Origin of the sequence: Pseudomonas sp. CCI1.1, assembly GCF_034348165.1 — a bacterium.
Taxonomy (GTDB): Bacteria; Pseudomonadota; Gammaproteobacteria; order Pseudomonadales; family Pseudomonadaceae; genus Aquipseudomonas; species Aquipseudomonas paracarnis.
Genome location: NZ_CP133780.1, coordinates 4,783,076 through 4,799,826, shown reverse-complemented (window position 1 = coordinate 4,799,826; position 16,751 = coordinate 4,783,076). Strand labels below are relative to the sequence as shown.

Sequence of the window (16,751 nt, the reverse complement as noted above, 5' to 3'; positions counted from 1 at the left end):
AGGATCAGATCTTGAAGCTATCGACCAATTGCTTCAGTCGGCTGGCCTGCTGGGACAGCGCATCGCAGTCCTTGAGCGTCTCGTTGAGGTTGGCCACACCCTGCTGGTTTAGCAAGTTGATCTGGTTGATATCGACGTTGAGGGTTTCAACCACTGCGGTCTGCTCTTCGGTGGCGGCCGCGACGGATTGGTTCATGCCGTCGATCTCAACGATACGTTGCGTCACGCTGACCAGACGCTCACCTGCCTGGTTGGCGACTTCGACACTTTCTTCGCTGGAAGCCTGGCTGGCGTTCATGGTGGTCACAGCTTCACGCGAGCCCACTTGCAGCGAAGTGATCATCTTGTGAATTTCCTCTGCCGACTCCTGGGTACGGTGCGCCAAATTACGCACTTCATCCGCCACCACGGCAAAACCACGCCCGGCTTCACCAGCACGGGCCGCTTCGATCGCCGCGTTGAGGGCGAGCAAGTTGGTTTGTTGGGAAATACCTTTGATCACATCCAGGATGTGCCCGATGTTGTCGGTACTGGCATTAAGGGTTTCAATCTGAGTGCAGGACAGGCTGATCTTCTGCGACAACTCAGACATCGCCTGGATGGTTTGCTCCACCACTTTACGACCATCGTCAGCTTGTTCGCTGGCACCACTGGCGTGCTGGGACGCATCCGCGGCGTTGCGCGCGATTTCCTGGGTGGCAGCCCCTAGTTCGTTGATGGCTGCGGCCACGCTGTTGGTACGCGCGCTCTGTTCGTCAGAACCGATGATCGACGCATTAGATGAAGCCATCACACGCTGGGACAAATCGTGCACCTGGCGCGTTGCCGAAGACACTTCGGAAATCGACGCGTGGATTCGCTCGACGAACTGATTGAATGCGCTGCCGACCTCGCCGAACTCGTCTTTGCTGGTCACGTCCAGACGTCGGGTCAAATCACCTTCGCCTTGGGCAATGTCCTGCATGGCCACGCCCATGGTGGTCAGCGGGCGCAACAGTACTTGAATCAACAGGCTCAGGAGCACCGCAATGGCGACAACGGCAATCAACATCGCAATCAAGGCCGAAGTACGGAACTTGCCCAGCGGGGCATAGGCTTTTTCTTTGTCGATCGAAAGGCCGATGTACCAGTCAGCGCCAGGCAAGCCGCTGATAGGCGTGAAGGAAAGGATGCGATCCTGACCGTTGAGGACAACGTCCTGATTGAGCTTCTCAATGCGCACATGGGTGCCAGGGTAGATGTCCTTGAGGTTCTTCATCACCTGGTCCTGGTCTGGACTGACGATGACCTGGCCATCACCGCTGACCAGGAACGCATGGCCGATACCACCGAAGTCTACTGAGTTGATGATCTTCACCAGTGTCTGCAGGCTCAGGTCACCACCGACAACACCCAATAACTCGCCGTTCTTTTTCACCGGCATGGCAATTGTCACGATCTGACCGCCCACAGCCGCCATATAAGGCGGAGTAAGCATGGTTTTGTCCGCCACCACTGCTTGCTTGTACCAAGGGCGCTGACGAGGGTCATAGTCGTCAGGCATCTTCGCGTCAGGGCGCTGGGTGAATACCCCGTTGGTTTGACCTACATAGGTGAACTGGAAATTGGTGGTGAATGCTGGCTGATCGACCAAACCAGGAAGGTCGGCCGCACTGCCTTGGTGGGCAACGTTCTGCGCCAGATTCTCGAGGACCAGGATGCGACCACTGAGCCAGTTCTGCACACTGCTGGCGGTCAGCTCGCCGGATTGCTGGATGGACGATGTCAGGTTTTGCCTGATGGTACTGCGCTGCAGGTAGTCGTTGTAGAGCGTAAATAGCGCGAAGGCTAAAACCACGACGCCTGACGCGGCCAACAGAATTTTATGACTGAACTTGAGATTCATTTCATCGACTTCTTTTGCCAAAGGGGGGTGAGCGTGCCGAGTGGAACATTCCATGTAACGGGATAGGCGGACTCTGCGGTCGCTCTATTTCGGTGCACGCATGGCTCGTCAGGCTTTCGGCCAAACTTCGACAAATCTTAGAAATTTGTGAGAAGCATCTTCTTTTAGCGTAGGAAACCGACAGGCGGTAGGGATAAGGCAGATTCGCTGTGATGGCTGCCCTAAACGACAAAACCCCTGTCTGCGTTAGCAGACAGGGGTTTTGGAATTCAATCTTGACGATGACCTACTCTCACATGGGGAAACCCCACACTACCATCGGCGATGCATCGTTTCACTGCTGAGTTCGGGATGGGATCAGGTGGTTCCAATGCTCTATGGTCGTCAAGAAATTCTGTGTACCAGACCGTTGTGTTGGCAACGTGCCGGTGAAATTCATGAGCTTCTACATAAACAAAACCCCTGTTTGCGTTAGCAAACAGGGGTTTCGGAATTTAATCTTGACGATGACCTACTCTCACATGGGGAAACCCCACACTACCATCGGCGATGCATCGTTTCACTGCTGAGTTCGGGATGGGATCAGGTGGTTCCAATGCTCTATGGTCGTCAAGAAATTCGGGTACTGAGTCGTGGCCAGTTGGCCTCGCTTCAGCAAATTGGGTATGCAATAGTTTTCGGTGTTTTGTGAGCGTCGAACTTTCGGTTCATTGCGTCTTCACACACCGCAATCTGGCCTCTCTCGAGTTCGCAAATTGCTTGGGTGTTATATGGTCAAGCCTCACGGGCAATTAGTATTGGTTAGCTCAACGCCTCACAGCGCTTACACACCCAACCTATCAACGTCGTAGTCTTCGACGGCCCTTCAGGGAACTCAAGGTTCCAGTGAGATCTCATCTTGAGGCTAGTTTCCCGCTTAGATGCTTTCAGCGGTTATCTATTCCGAACATAGCTACCCGGCAATGCCACTGGCGTGACAACCGGAACACCAGAGGTTCGTCCACTCCGGTCCTCTCGTACTAGGAGCAGCCCCTCTCAAATCTCAAACGTCCACGGCAGATAGGGACCGAACTGTCTCACGACGTTCTAAACCCAGCTCGCGTACCACTTTAAATGGCGAACAGCCATACCCTTGGGACCGGCTTCAGCCCCAGGATGTGATGAGCCGACATCGAGGTGCCAAACACCGCCGTCGATATGAACTCTTGGGCGGTATCAGCCTGTTATCCCCGGAGTACCTTTTATCCGTTGAGCGATGGCCCTTCCATACAGAACCACCGGATCACTAAGACCTACTTTCGTACCTGCTCGACGTGTCTGTCTCGCAGTCAAGCGCGCTTTTGCCTTTATACTCTACGACCGATTTCCGACCGGTCTGAGCGCACCTTCGTACTCCTCCGTTACTCTTTAGGAGGAGACCGCCCCAGTCAAACTACCCACCATACACTGTCCTCGATCCGGATAACGGACCTGAGTTAGAACCTCAAAGTTGCCAGGGTGGTATTTCAAGGATGGCTCCACGCAGACTGGCGTCCACGCTTCAAAGCCTCCCACCTATCCTACACAAGCAAATTCAAAGTCCAGTGCAAAGCTATAGTAAAGGTTCACGGGGTCTTTCCGTCTAGCCGCGGATACACTGCATCTTCACAGCGATTTCAATTTCACTGAGTCTCGGGTGGAGACAGCGCCGCCATCGTTACGCCATTCGTGCAGGTCGGAACTTACCCGACAAGGAATTTCGCTACCTTAGGACCGTTATAGTTACGGCCGCCGTTTACCGGGGCTTCGATCAAGAGCTTCGCGTTAGCTAACCCCATCAATTAACCTTCCGGCACCGGGCAGGCGTCACACCCTATACGTCCACTTTCGTGTTTGCAGAGTGCTGTGTTTTTAATAAACAGTCGCAGCGGCCTGGTATCTTCGACCGGCATGAGCTTACGGAGCAAGTCCTTCACCCTCACCGGCGCACCTTCTCCCGAAGTTACGGTGCCATTTTGCCTAGTTCCTTCACCCGAGTTCTCTCAAGCGCCTTGGTATTCTCTACCCAACCACCTGTGTCGGTTTGGGGTACGGTTCCTGGTTACCTGAAGCTTAGAAGCTTTTCTTGGAAGCATGGCATCAACCACTTCGTTACCTGAAAGGTAACTCGTCATCAGCTCTCGGCCTTAGAATCCCGGATTTACCTAAGATTCCAGCCTACCACCTTAAACTTGGACAACCAACGCCAAGCTGGCCTAGCCTTCTCCGTCCCTCCATCGCAATAACCAGAAGTACAGGAATATTAACCTGTTTTCCATCGACTACGCTTTTCAGCCTCGCCTTAGGGACCGACTAACCCTGCGTCGATTAACGTTGCGCAGGAAACCTTGGTCTTTCGGCGTGGGTGTTTTTCACACCCATTATCGTTACTCATGTCAGCATTCGCACTTCTGATACCTCCAGCAAGCTTCTCAACTCACCTTCACAGGCTTACAGAACGCTCCTCTACCGCATCACTTACGTGATACCCGTAGCTTCGGTGTATGGTTTGAGCCCCGTTACATCTTCCGCGCAGGCCGACTCGACTAGTGAGCTATTACGCTTTCTTTAAAGGGTGGCTGCTTCTAAGCCAACCTCCTAGCTGTCTAAGCCTTCCCACATCGTTTCCCACTTAACCATAACTTTGGGACCTTAGCTGACGGTCTGGGTTGTTTCCCTTTTCACGACGGACGTTAGCACCCGCCGTGTGTCTCCCATGCTCGGCACTTGTAGGTATTCGGAGTTTGCATCGGTTTGGTAAGTCGGGATGACCCCCTAGCCGAAACAGTGCTCTACCCCCTACAGTGATACATGAGGCGCTACCTAAATAGCTTTCGAGGAGAACCAGCTATCTCCGAGCTTGATTAGCCTTTCACTCCGATCCACAGGTCATCCGCTAACTTTTCAACGGTAGTCGGTTCGGTCCTCCAGTTAGTGTTACCCAACCTTCAACCTGCCCATGGATAGATCGCCCGGTTTCGGGTCTATTCCCAGCGACTAGACGCCCTATTAAGACTCGCTTTCGCTACGCCTCCCCTATTCGGTTAAGCTCGCCACTGAAAATAAGTCGCTGACCCATTATACAAAAGGTACGCAGTCACCCAACAAAGTGGGCTCCCACTGCTTGTACGCATACGGTTTCAGGATCTATTTCACTCCCCTCTCCGGGGTTCTTTTCGCCTTTCCCTCACGGTACTAGTTCACTATCGGTCAGTCAGTAGTATTTAGCCTTGGAGGATGGTCCCCCCATATTCAGACAAAGTTTCTCGTGCTCCGTCCTACTCGATTTCATGGCTAAGAGATTTTCGCGTACAGGGCTATCACCCACTATGGCCGCACTTTCCAGAGCGTTCCGCTAATCTCAAAGCCACTTAAGGGCTAGTCCCCGTTCGCTCGCCACTACTAAGGGAATCTCGGTTGATTTCTTTTCCTCAGGGTACTTAGATGTTTCAGTTCCCCTGGTTCGCCTCTTGCACCTATGTATTCAGTACAAGATAACCATCTTATGATGGCTGGGTTCCCCCATTCAGACATCTCCGGATCAAAGTCTGTTTGCCGACTCCCCGAAGCTTTTCGCAGGCTACCACGTCTTTCATCGCCTCTGACTGCCAAGGCATCCACCGTATGCGCTTCTTCACTTGACCATATAACCCCAAGCAATCTGGTTATACTGTGAAGACGACATTCGCCGAAAATTCGAATTTCTCAGTTAAGAGAACTCACAAATTTTACCTTAGCCTGATCCGTTACCAGTGAAAGTAACGTTCAGTCTATCTTTCTATCACATACCCAAATTTTTAAAGAACGAACTAGTCAAAGACTAGAAATCAACATTCACCATCACAACGATGGAATGCTCATTTCTAAGCTTTATACAAACAGAAGCAGTAGTGGTGGAGCCAAACGGGATCGAACCGTTGACCTCCTGCGTGCAAGGCAGGCGCTCTCCCAGCTGAGCTATGGCCCCGTATTTCTACAGGCGTTTCCCACACAAAATTGGTGGGTCTGGGCAGATTCGAACTGCCGACCTCACCCTTATCAGGGGTGCGCTCTAACCAACTGAGCTACAGACCCAATTTCGGGCTGCTTCTTTCGTCTTCTTCAATGAATCAAGCAATTCGTGTGGGAACTTATGGAGCAGCTGATGTCGTCGATTAAGGAGGTGATCCAGCCGCAGGTTCCCCTACGGCTACCTTGTTACGACTTCACCCCAGTCATGAATCACACCGTGGTAACCGTCCTCCCGAAGGTTAGACTAGCTACTTCTGGTGCAACCCACTCCCATGGTGTGACGGGCGGTGTGTACAAGGCCCGGGAACGTATTCACCGCGACATTCTGATTCGCGATTACTAGCGATTCCGACTTCACGCAGTCGAGTTGCAGACTGCGATCCGGACTACGATCGGTTTTATGGGATTAGCTCCACCTCGCGGCTTGGCAACCCTCTGTACCGACCATTGTAGCACGTGTGTAGCCCAGGCCGTAAGGGCCATGATGACTTGACGTCATCCCCACCTTCCTCCGGTTTGTCACCGGCAGTCTCCTTAGAGTGCCCACCATAACGTGCTGGTAACTAAGGACAAGGGTTGCGCTCGTTACGGGACTTAACCCAACATCTCACGACACGAGCTGACGACAGCCATGCAGCACCTGTCTCAATGTTCCCGAAGGCACCAATCTATCTCTAGAAAGTTCATTGGATGTCAAGGCCTGGTAAGGTTCTTCGCGTTGCTTCGAATTAAACCACATGCTCCACCGCTTGTGCGGGCCCCCGTCAATTCATTTGAGTTTTAACCTTGCGGCCGTACTCCCCAGGCGGTCAACTTAATGCGTTAGCTGCGCCACTAAAAGCTCAAGGCTTCCAACGGCTAGTTGACATCGTTTACGGCGTGGACTACCAGGGTATCTAATCCTGTTTGCTCCCCACGCTTTCGCACCTCAGTGTCAGTATTAGTCCAGGTGGTCGCCTTCGCCACTGGTGTTCCTTCCTATATCTACGCATTTCACCGCTACACAGGAAATTCCACCACCCTCTACCATACTCTAGTCAGTCAGTTTTGAATGCAGTTCCCAGGTTGAGCCCGGGGATTTCACATCCAACTTAACAAACCACCTACGCGCGCTTTACGCCCAGTAATTCCGATTAACGCTTGCACCCTCTGTATTACCGCGGCTGCTGGCACAGAGTTAGCCGGTGCTTATTCTGTCGGTAACGTCAAAATTGCAGAGTATTAATCTACAACCCTTCCTCCCAACTTAAAGTGCTTTACAATCCGAAGACCTTCTTCACACACGCGGCATGGCTGGATCAGGCTTTCGCCCATTGTCCAATATTCCCCACTGCTGCCTCCCGTAGGAGTCTGGACCGTGTCTCAGTTCCAGTGTGACTGATCATCCTCTCAGACCAGTTACGGATCGTCGCCTTGGTGAGCCATTACCTCACCAACTAGCTAATCCGACCTAGGCTCATCTGATAGCGCAAGGCCCGAAGGTCCCCTGCTTTCTCCCGTAGGACGTATGCGGTATTAGCGTCCGTTTCCGAACGTTATCCCCCACTACCAGGCAGATTCCTAGGCATTACTCACCCGTCCGCCGCTCTCAAGAGAAGCAAGCTTCTCTCTACCGCTCGACTTGCATGTGTTAGGCCTGCCGCCAGCGTTCAATCTGAGCCATGATCAAACTCTTCAGTTCAAACATCTTTGGGTTTTTAAGAAACCCTAAACTTGGCTCAGCAATCGTTGGTTACATCTTTGATTTCTCGCGGAGTAACTTGTGATGCTGATAATCTTGTTGACTATCAGTCTGACTCCACAAGCACCCACACGAATTGCTTGATTCAGTTGTTAAAGAGCGGTTGGTTAAGATCTTTCGTCTCAACCGAGGCGCGCATTCTACAGCAGCCTCATTTGCTGTCAAGTGGTTATTTTCAGAAGTTTTCGAAGATTTCTTCAACAACTTCAACCACTTGCGCTTGCGATCTCTCGTAAGCGGGAGGCGAATTCTACAGCGTTACACGCTGCTGTCAACACCTCTTTTTCAACTTCCTTTTGGCTTCGATGAACTGAAGCAACTTGCTGTCGAGAACTGCGTAACTCATTGTTTACCAAGGAGTTTTCCGTTTCGACTGCGCCGGAAGTGGGGCGAATTATAGACAGATATAATTCGCCGTCAACTCTTAATTTTGCTTTTCTATCAATAAGTTAGCTTCGGTTAAAAAACAACCAACTCCTCCACTGCGCCTCTATATAGAAGGGAAAACTCAAATAACACCCGCCTCCTTCAACGCAGCCACATGAGCAGCTCCCAGCCCCAGAACTCCCTGCAGCACCTCAAGCGTATGCTCCCCCAATAGAGGAGGCGCACTCCGGTACTCCACAGGCGTCTTGGATAAGCGTATCGGGCTCGCAACCTGGGGCACCGTCCCCGCCAATGCGTGAGGCAACTCAATCGCCAAACCCCGCGCCTGGACCTGAGGATCGGAGAACACCTGCGCCAGATCATTGATGGGCCCACACGGCACGCCCACTTGCTCCAGCTGCGACACCCACTCAGCGGTCGTCTTGAAGACCGTCGCCTGGCGAATCAAAGGAATCAGCTCCGCACGATTAGCTACCCGTGCGCGATTGGTGGCGAAACGCACGTCATCCGCCCATTGCGGTTGCCCAGCGACTTCAGCGAATTTACGGAACTGCCCGTCATTGCCTACGGTGAGAATGAAATCTCCATCGGCCGTAGGAAAATCCTGATAAGGCACGATATTAGGGTGAGCATTCCCCAGGCGCTTGGGCGGCGCCCCGGTTGTCAGGTAATTCATCGCCTGATTCGCCAGGCAAGCCACCTGCACATCCAGTAACGCCATATCGATATGCTGCCCACCACCATCGTGATCGCGATGAGCTAGCGCAGCCAGGATCGCGACGGTCGAATAAAGCCCGGTCAAGATGTCGGTCAAGGCTACACCAACCTTTACCGGCCCGGCGCCTTCATCCCCTTCAGGCCGCCCGGTCAGGCTCATGAGCCCGCCCAGACCCTGGATCATGAAATCGTAGCCGGCACGCATCGCATAGGGGCCCGTCTGACCAAACCCCGTGATGGAACAGTAAATCAGCTCCGGGTTGACCTCTTTGAGGGATTCATAGTCCAGCCCATACGCTGCAAGGCCGCCCACCTTGAAGTTTTCGATCAGGATGTCCGACTTGGCGGCCAGATCACGCACCAGCTTCTGGCCTTCCGGCCGCGTAAAGTCGATGGTCACCGACTCTTTATTACGGTTGGCCGACAGGTAATACGCCGCCTCACTGGTATTTTCGCCATCCGCATCCTTAAGGAAGGGCGGCCCCCAAGCGCGCGTGTCATCGCCGCTGCTCGGCCTTTCGACCTTGATCACCTCAGCCCCAAGGTCTGCAAGAATCTGCCCGGACCAGGGGCCCGCGAGTACTCGCGACAAATCCAGCACTCGCAGATGCGAAAGCGCGCCCATGCCCATGCTCCTATTAATAGAACGCTTGAAGACCGGTTTGCGCGCGCCCCAGGATCAAGGCATGCACGTCATGGGTCCCTTCATAGGTGTTGACCACCTCAAGGTTGACCAAGTGGCGCGCCACTCCGAATTCGTCGGAGATACCGTTGCCGCCCAGCATGTCCCGGGCCATGCGCGCGATATCCAATGACTTGCCACACGAGTTACGCTTCATGATCGAAGTGATCTCAACCGCCGCCGTCCCCTCATCCTTCATCCGACCCAGGCGCAGGCAACCTTGCAGGGCCAAGGTAATCTCGGTCTGCATGTCTGCCAGCTTCTTCTGGATCAACTGAGTGGCAGCCAGTGGGCGACCAAACTGCTGGCGATCAAGTGTGTACTGGCGTGCGGTATGCCAGCAGAACTCAGCAGCCCCCAGCGCCCCCCAGGAAATCCCGTACCGTGCCGAATTAAGGCAGGTAAACGGCCCTTTCAAACCCCGTACATCCGGGAAGATATTTTCTTCGGGCACAAATACGTTATCCATCACGATTTCACCGGTGATGGAGGCCCGCAGCCCCACCTTGCCGTGGATAGCCGGAGCGCTCAGACCTTTCCAGCCTTTTTCCAGGACAAAGCCACGGATGTCCCCGGCATCATCTTTGCCCCACACCACAAACACATCCGCAATCGGACTGTTGGTGATCCACATCTTTGCGCCGGTCAGGCTGTAGCCGCCATCCACTTTGCGTGCACGAGTAATCATCGCACCTGGGTCGGAACCATGGTTGGGCTCGGTCAGCCCGAAGCAACCGATCCATTCACCAGAGGCCAGTTTGGGCAAGTACTTCTGTTTTTGCGCCTCGGTACCGAACTCATTGATCGGCACCATGACGAGGGAAGACTGCACACTCATCATCGAGCGATAGCCGGAGTCGACACGCTCCACCTCCCGAGCAATCAAACCGTAGCTGACATAGTTCAAGCCACTGCCACCGTACTGCTCAGGGATCATCGCCCCCAGCAAACCGGTCTCGCCCATCTCGCGGAAAATAGCAGGGTCTGTCTTTTCGTGGCGAAAGGCTTCGAGCACGCGGGGAGCCAGCTTGTCCTGAGCAAATTGCTCGGCGCTGTCACGCACCATGCGCTCTTCTTCGGTGAGCTGTTGATCCAACAGCAGTGGATCGATCCAGTTGAAGCTTGCCTTGCCAGCCATGAATAAGTCCTCGCGGAAAAAATCAGAAGTCGTGGAACCAGACTAGGCGCGGTCAGCGCAGAGGGCAAACGAGGTTTTTGCATAGGCTTGTGCTAATTTCTCACTTCGTAACACTAAAAAAGCCCAGAAATGCGCTTTATCTGTGAGGGCAACGTACATGCGCAGGAAAATCCCCAGTACCACCGCGCTCATCAGCTTTGAGGCAGCAGCCCGGCACGAGAGCTTCACCAAGGCAGCCTTGGAGCTTTCCATCACCCAAGGCGCGATTTGCCGACAGATCGCCAGCCTGGAGGAGTTTTTGAGTGTCGAGCTGTTTCGCCGCTCACGCCGTGGGGTGAAGCTGACGGAGGCGGGGCTGTCTTATAGCCGCAGGGTTGCAACGCAACTGGACGCCGTAGAGCGCGACACCTTGTCGGTGATGGGCCAGCAGGGCGCCAATGTGATCGAACTGGCGGTGGTACCTACCTTCGGCACGCAGTGGCTGATCCCACGCCTGAAAGACTTTCAACATCAGCACCCGGAAGTCACGGTGAACCTGACGAACCGCACACGCCCCTTCCTGTTCGCCGATACTGAGTTCGATGCGGCGATCTACTTCGGGGATGCCGATTGGTCGGGTACGCAATCCCACAGGTTAATGGGCGAAAACCCGGTACCGGTATGCAGCCCGCGCTTACTCGGCGACCGCACGCACTTCACCCCTCAACAGATCGCCGAGCTGCCCCTGTTGCAGCAGACCACACGCCCCTACGCCTGGCGCCAATGGTTCAACGCCCAACACCTGAGCATCCCTCGCGACATGACAGGCCCTCGATACGAGCTATTCTCGATGCTGTCTCAAGCGGCCATGCATGACATGGGCATCGCACTGATTCCTCCCTTCCTCATACAGCGGGAGCTGAAGGAGCAACAACTGGTAATCGCGAGCACCGAAGCACTGACCAGCGAAAAGGCTTATTACCTGATGATTCCTGACAAAAAGGTCGAATCCGCCTCACTGCATGCATTCAGGGACTGGCTGCTCGACCAGTCAAGACGCTACAACCCATGTAAATAAAGGACAAAGCGCAATTGCTGACTTTGTAGTCAAATAAATTAAGATCCTACAGATATACGTATATGTCGCATTTAAACAGACTGTACTTGTCAGCCAAAAATAAGGCTAAAAGCCATGTATCTCATGGCTCGTAGCGACTCTTACCGGCCAATGCACGACTATTCACACTGGCAATGGAAAAATGGACCGAAAACGCCTGAACGCCTTTAATGACCTGTATTTAAAGAGGTTATTTCAGCTTGTTGCGACAATCAGTCACAGGGTGACTTGTAGTTAATTTTTCGTCACCCGTCATAATCCCTTGATGGCCGTAAAGTTCGCCTGCAAAATGCCGCGCCCCGCTGTCATTTCAGCGGGATCGTGCTGATCGGCCGCCCCAGTTGCGCCACTCGCGGTGCACTGGCCTTTTTACAAAAAGATCAAAAGCAAAAAGATCATGCAGGAGATTTGACGTGCACATTGGTGTTCCTCTCGAAACCCAGACCGGTGAAACGCGGGTGGCTGCCACCCCAGAAACCATCAAGAAGCTGATCGGCCAGGGCCATAAGGTCACTGTACAAAGCGGCGCAGGCATCAATGCCAGCATCGTCGACAGTGCCTATGAAACGGCAGGCGCCACCATTGGCAGTGCCAACGACGCGTTTGGCGCCGAGCTGATTCTCAAAGTGGTTGCCCCCAGTGACAGCGAACTTGCGCAGATCAAAAGTGGCACCGTGTTGGTGGGCATGCTCAACCCGTTCAGCAACGAAACCATCGCCAAGCTCGCCGAGCGCGGCATCACCGCCTTCGCCCTGGAAGCCGCGCCGCGCACTTCACGCGCTCAAAGCCTTGATGTGCTGTCTTCGCAAGCCAACATCGCCGGTTACAAGGCCGTGTTGCTCGCCGCTCATCACTACCCGCGTTTCATGCCGATGCTGATGACTGCTGCCGGCACCGTAAAAGCCGCGCGCGTACTGATCCTCGGCGCCGGTGTGGCGGGCCTGCAAGCCATCGCCACGGCCAAGCGCCTGGGCGCGGTGATCGAAGCGTCCGACGTACGCCCGGCGGTTAAGGAGCAGATCGAATCCCTGGGCGCCAAGTTTGTCGACGTACCGTACGAAACCGATGAAGAGCGTGAATGCGCCGTCGGTGTCGGTGGCTACGCGCGCCCGATGCCCAGCAGTTGGATGCAACGCCAGGCCCTGGCCGTGCACGAACGCGCCAAACAGGCCGATATCGTTATCACCACCGCCCTCATCCCGGGCCGCAAGGCGCCGACCCTGCTCAGCGCCGATACCGTGGCGCAGATGAAACCCGGCTCGGTGGTCATCGACCTCGCTGCAGCCCAAGGTGGCAACTGCCCGCTGACGGTGGCCGACCAGGTCGTGGTGGAAAACGGCGTGATCATCTGCGGCCCGACCAACCTGGCGGGCGCTGTCGCCGCCGATGCGTCGGCCTTGTATGCGCGCAACCTGCTGGACTTCCTGAAGCTGGTCTTCACCAAGGAAGGGCAGTTTGAAATCAACCTCGAAGACGACATCGTCGCCGCGTGCCTGATGTGCCGCGACGGCCAAGTCATCCGCAAAAACGCCTAAGCAGGGATTCAGACGATGGAAGAGCTTATCTCCCCCGGTATCTACAACCTGATCATCTTTGTGCTGGCGATTTATGTCGGTTATCACGTGGTCTGGAACGTAACACCTGCATTGCACACGCCGCTGATGGCCGTGACCAACGCCATTTCCGCGATTGTCATCGTCGGCGCCATGCTGGCTGCCGCGCTGACCGTCACCCCGTTGGGCAAGACTATGGGCACACTGGCCGTGGCCCTGGCGGCGGTAAATGTCTTTGGTGGCTTCCTGGTCACCCGCAGAATGCTTGAGATGTTCAAGAAGAAAGCCCCGAAAGTAAAAGAAGAGGCGCCCAAGTAATGAGCATGAATCTCGTGACGACGCTCTACCTGATCGCGTCGATCTGTTTCATCCAGGCCCTTAAAGGCCTCTCGCACCCGACCACTTCGCGGCGCGGCAACCTGTTCGGCATGCTCGGCATGGCGCTGGCGGTTCTCACCACCGTCGGCCTCATTTATAAGCTGGGGGCTGAACTGGCGACTGCCGGTATCGGCTACGTCATCGTTGGCCTACTGGTTGGCGGTACCGCCGGCTCGATCATGGCCAAGCGTGTTGAAATGACCAAGATGCCCGAGCTGGTCGCCTTCATGCACAGCATGATCGGCCTGGCAGCGGTGTTCATCGCCATTGCCGCCGTGGTCGAGCCGCAGTCCCTGGGTATCGTCAAGCACTTGGGCGATTCGATACCGACCGGTAACCGCCTGGAACTGTTCCTCGGTGCCGCTATCGGTGCAATCACCTTCTCCGGCTCGGTGATCGCATTCGGCAAGCTGTCGGGCAAGTACAAGTTCCGCCTGTTCCAGGGCGCACCGGTACAGTTCGGCGGCCAACACAAACTGAACCTGGTGCTCGGTCTCGCAACCCTGGGCCTGGGCCTGGCGTTCATGTTCACCGGCAATCTCAGCGCATTTGCACTGATGCTGGCCCTGGCCTTCGTGCTGGGTGTGCTGATCATCATCCCGATTGGCGGCGCCGACATGCCCGTGGTGGTGTCGATGCTCAATAGCTATTCCGGCTGGGCAGCGGCGGGCATCGGTTTCTCGCTGAACAACTCGATGCTGATCATCGCCGGTTCCCTGGTGGGCTCCAGCGGCGCGATCCTGTCGTACATCATGTGCAAGGCGATGAACCGCTCCTTCTTTAATGTGCTGTTGGGCGGTTTCGGCAACGCGCCGGATGCTGGCGCTGCGGCGGGCTCCAAAGAAGCACGCCCGGTGAAGTCCGGCTCCGCTGATGACGCCACCTTCCTGCTGACCAACGCCGACACCGTGATTATCGTCCCAGGCTACGGCCTTGCGGTCGCGCGGGCACAACACGCGCTCAAGGAGCTGACCGAGAAGCTGACCCACCACGGCGTCACCGTAAAGTACGCGATCCACCCGGTGGCGGGCCGTATGCCGGGGCACATGAACGTATTGCTGGCCGAGGCCGAAGTGCCTTACGACCAGGTGTTCGAGATGGAAGACATCAACTCCGAGTTCGGCCAGGCCGACGTGGTGCTGGTATTGGGCGCCAACGACGTGGTCAACCCGGCCGCCAAGAACGACCCGAACTCACCCATCGCCGGCATGCCGATTCTCGAGGCGTTCAAGGCCAAGACCATCATCGTCAACAAGCGCTCGATGGCCAGCGGCTATGCGGGCCTGGATAACGAGTTGTTCTACCTGGACAAGACCATGATGGTGTTCGGTGATGCCAAGAAGGTCATCGAAGACATGGTCAAGGCCGTCGAATAACACTGCGCCAGCGCAATACCTGAAACCCTGGCCTCACGTAGGCTGGGGTTTTTTTATGGTTCCCCCGCTCCGCGTGGGAACGCATCCAGGGATGCTCTGCGTCCCGCTTTGCACACACATGAAACCCGACCAAAGGCTCTAAATCGCGACCTGGCATTCGACCATGGTAGCGGGCCGAAACTTTTTGAAATCACTACACTGCCCACCTTGCTTTCCGTAGCCAGAGATAACAATTCATGTACCGTGATCGTATCCGCTTGCCTTCGTTGTTGAACAAGGTCATGAGCGCGGCAGACGCCGCTGCACTGATCGAGGACGGCATGACCGTCGGCATGAGCGGCTTCACCCGTGCCGGTGAAGCCAAGGCCGTCCCCCACGCCCTGGCCGAACGCGCCAAGACTTCGCCACTCAAAATCACGCTGATGACCGGCGCCAGCCTGGGCAATGACCTGGACAAGCAGTTGACCGAAGCCGGCGTACTGTCACGACGCATGCCCTTTCAAGTCGACAGCACTCTGCGCAAGGCGATCAATGCCGGCGAGGTGATGTTTATCGACCAGCACCTGTCGGAAACCGTCGAGCAACTGCGCAACAATCAGCTCAAATTGCCCGACATCGCCGTGATCGAAGCCGTCGCGATCACTGAGCAGGGCCATATCGTGCCCACTACCTCCGTAGGCAACTCGGCCAGCTTCGCGATTTTTGCCAAACAGGTGATCGTCGAGATCAACCTGGCGCACAACCCGAACCTGGAGGGGTTGCACGACATCTACATCCCGACCTACCGGCCGACGCGCACGCCGATCCCGCTGGTGAAAGTCGACGACCGTATCGGCAGCACCGCGATTCCGATCCCGCCCGAGAAAATCGTCGCCATCGTCATCACCAACCAGGCGGACTCCGCCTCCACGGTAACGCCGCCGGACAGCGACACCCAAGGCATCGCCAATCACCTGATCAACTTTCTCAAGCAAGAAGTCGATGCCGGGCGCATGACCAACAAGCTCGGCCCGCTGCAAGCCGGCATCGGTAATATTGCCAACGCGGTGATGTGCGGATTGATCGAGTCGCCGTTCGAAGACCTGACCATGTACTCGGAAGTGTTGCAGGATTCGACCTTCGACCTGATCGACGCCGGCAAGCTGAGCTTTGCCTCCGGCAGTTCGATTACCTTGTCGGAGCGACGCAATGCCGATGTGTTCGGCAACCTGGAGCACTACAAGGACAAATTGGTGCTGCGCCCGCAGGAAATTTCCAACCACCCTGAAGTGGTACGGCGCCTGGGCATCATCGGTATCAATACCGCGCTGGAGTTCGATATCTACGGCAACGTCAACTCCACCCACGTCTGCGGCACGCGGATGATGAACGGCATCGGCGGCTCCGGGGATTTCGCCCGCAATGCGCACCTGGCGATCTTCGTCACCAAGTCCATTGCCAAGGGCGGCGCAATTTCCAGCGTGGTACCGATGGTCAGCCATGTGGACCACACCGAGCATGACGTGGACATTCTCGTCACCGAAGTAGGCCTTGCCGACCTGCGGGGCCTGGCGCCACGGGAGCGCGCTCGGGTGATCATCGATAACTGCGTGCACCCAGCCTACCGCGATGCCCTCAACACTTACTTCGATGCCGCCTGCGCCATCGGTGGGCATACGCCGCACATCTTGCGCGAAGCACTGAGTTGGCACATTAACCTGGAAGAAACCGGGCACATGCTCAAGGCTTGATGAATACAGATCCGGGCTGATGCAAATACAGTTTCATCA

General features: G+C 55.5%; 8 protein-coding genes, 2 tRNA genes and 4 rRNA genes. 5 read left to right on the top strand and 9 right to left on the bottom strand.

Annotated elements, in window-relative coordinates:
• Nucleotides 1–4: 4 nt before the first annotated feature.
• The 9 genes from RHM69_RS21830 to RHM69_RS21790 form a co-directional block, all read right to left on the bottom strand.
• Nucleotides 5–1,885 (bottom strand): methyl-accepting chemotaxis protein, encoded by a 1,881-nt coding sequence (locus RHM69_RS21830; protein ID WP_014716359.1) that lies wholly within the window; start codon nucleotides 1,883–1,885, stop codon nucleotides 5–7.
• A 273-nt stretch (nucleotides 1,886–2,158) separates the two neighbouring features.
• Nucleotides 2,159–2,274 (bottom strand): 5S ribosomal RNA (rrf, locus tag RHM69_RS21825).
• Nucleotides 2,275–2,383: 109 nt separating this feature from the next.
• Nucleotides 2,384–2,499 (bottom strand): 5S ribosomal RNA (gene rrf, locus RHM69_RS21820).
• A gap of 156 nt (nucleotides 2,500–2,655) precedes the next feature.
• A 23S ribosomal RNA gene (locus RHM69_RS21815) occupies nucleotides 2,656–5,547 on the bottom strand.
• A gap of 247 nt (nucleotides 5,548–5,794) precedes the next feature.
• Nucleotides 5,795–5,870, bottom strand: a tRNA-Ala gene (locus RHM69_RS21810).
• A 30-nt stretch (nucleotides 5,871–5,900) separates the two neighbouring features.
• A tRNA-Ile gene (locus RHM69_RS21805) sits at nucleotides 5,901–5,977 on the bottom strand.
• 81 nt (nucleotides 5,978–6,058) lie between these two features.
• A 16S ribosomal RNA gene (locus RHM69_RS21800) occupies nucleotides 6,059–7,595 on the bottom strand.
• Together the 16S, 23S and 5S rRNA genes with 2 tRNA genes alongside form the textbook arrangement of a ribosomal RNA operon.
• 568 nt (nucleotides 7,596–8,163) lie before the next feature.
• Nucleotides 8,164–9,384 carry a CaiB/BaiF CoA transferase family protein gene (locus RHM69_RS21795; protein ID WP_014716358.1) on the bottom strand — a complete coding sequence of 407 codons (1,221 nt, stop codon included), beginning with the start codon at nucleotides 9,382–9,384 and terminating at the stop codon, nucleotides 8,164–8,166.
• Between the two features lie 13 nt (nucleotides 9,385–9,397).
• Nucleotides 9,398–10,579, bottom strand: coding sequence for an acyl-CoA dehydrogenase (locus tag RHM69_RS21790; protein WP_003187423.1), 1,182 nt, complete (start codon nucleotides 10,577–10,579; stop codon nucleotides 9,398–9,400).
• A 157-nt stretch (nucleotides 10,580–10,736) separates the two neighbouring features.
• On the opposite strand from RHM69_RS21790, the gene RHM69_RS21785 reads away from it, so the two are divergent.
• The 5 genes from RHM69_RS21785 to RHM69_RS21765 all read left to right on the top strand — a co-directional run bounded on the left by RHM69_RS21785 (nucleotide 10,737) and on the right by RHM69_RS21765 (nucleotide 16,712).
• Nucleotides 10,737–11,636, top strand: a complete 900-nt coding sequence (locus RHM69_RS21785) for a LysR family transcriptional regulator (RefSeq protein WP_032903964.1) — start codon at nucleotides 10,737–10,739, stop codon at nucleotides 11,634–11,636.
• 452 nt (nucleotides 11,637–12,088) lie between these two features.
• Nucleotides 12,089–13,210, top strand: coding sequence for a Re/Si-specific NAD(P)(+) transhydrogenase subunit alpha (locus tag RHM69_RS21780; protein WP_200600578.1), 1,122 nt, complete (start codon nucleotides 12,089–12,091; stop codon nucleotides 13,208–13,210).
• 15 nt (nucleotides 13,211–13,225) lie between these two features.
• Nucleotides 13,226–13,546 (top strand): NAD(P) transhydrogenase subunit alpha, encoded by a 321-nt coding sequence (locus RHM69_RS21775; protein WP_003187417.1) that lies wholly within the window; start codon nucleotides 13,226–13,228, stop codon nucleotides 13,544–13,546.
• Complete coding sequence (locus RHM69_RS21770; RefSeq protein WP_020301394.1) at nucleotides 13,546–14,982, top strand: NAD(P)(+) transhydrogenase (Re/Si-specific) subunit beta; 1,437 nt, start codon at nucleotides 13,546–13,548, stop codon at nucleotides 14,980–14,982. The genes RHM69_RS21775 and RHM69_RS21770 overlap by 1 nt, the downstream gene beginning before the upstream one ends.
• 236 nt (nucleotides 14,983–15,218) lie before the next feature.
• Nucleotides 15,219–16,712: an acetyl-CoA hydrolase/transferase family protein gene (locus RHM69_RS21765; protein ID WP_003187414.1), complete on the top strand. Its 1,494-nt coding sequence runs from the start codon at nucleotides 15,219–15,221 to the stop codon at nucleotides 16,710–16,712.
• The last annotated feature ends 39 nt before the right edge of the window (nucleotides 16,713–16,751 follow it).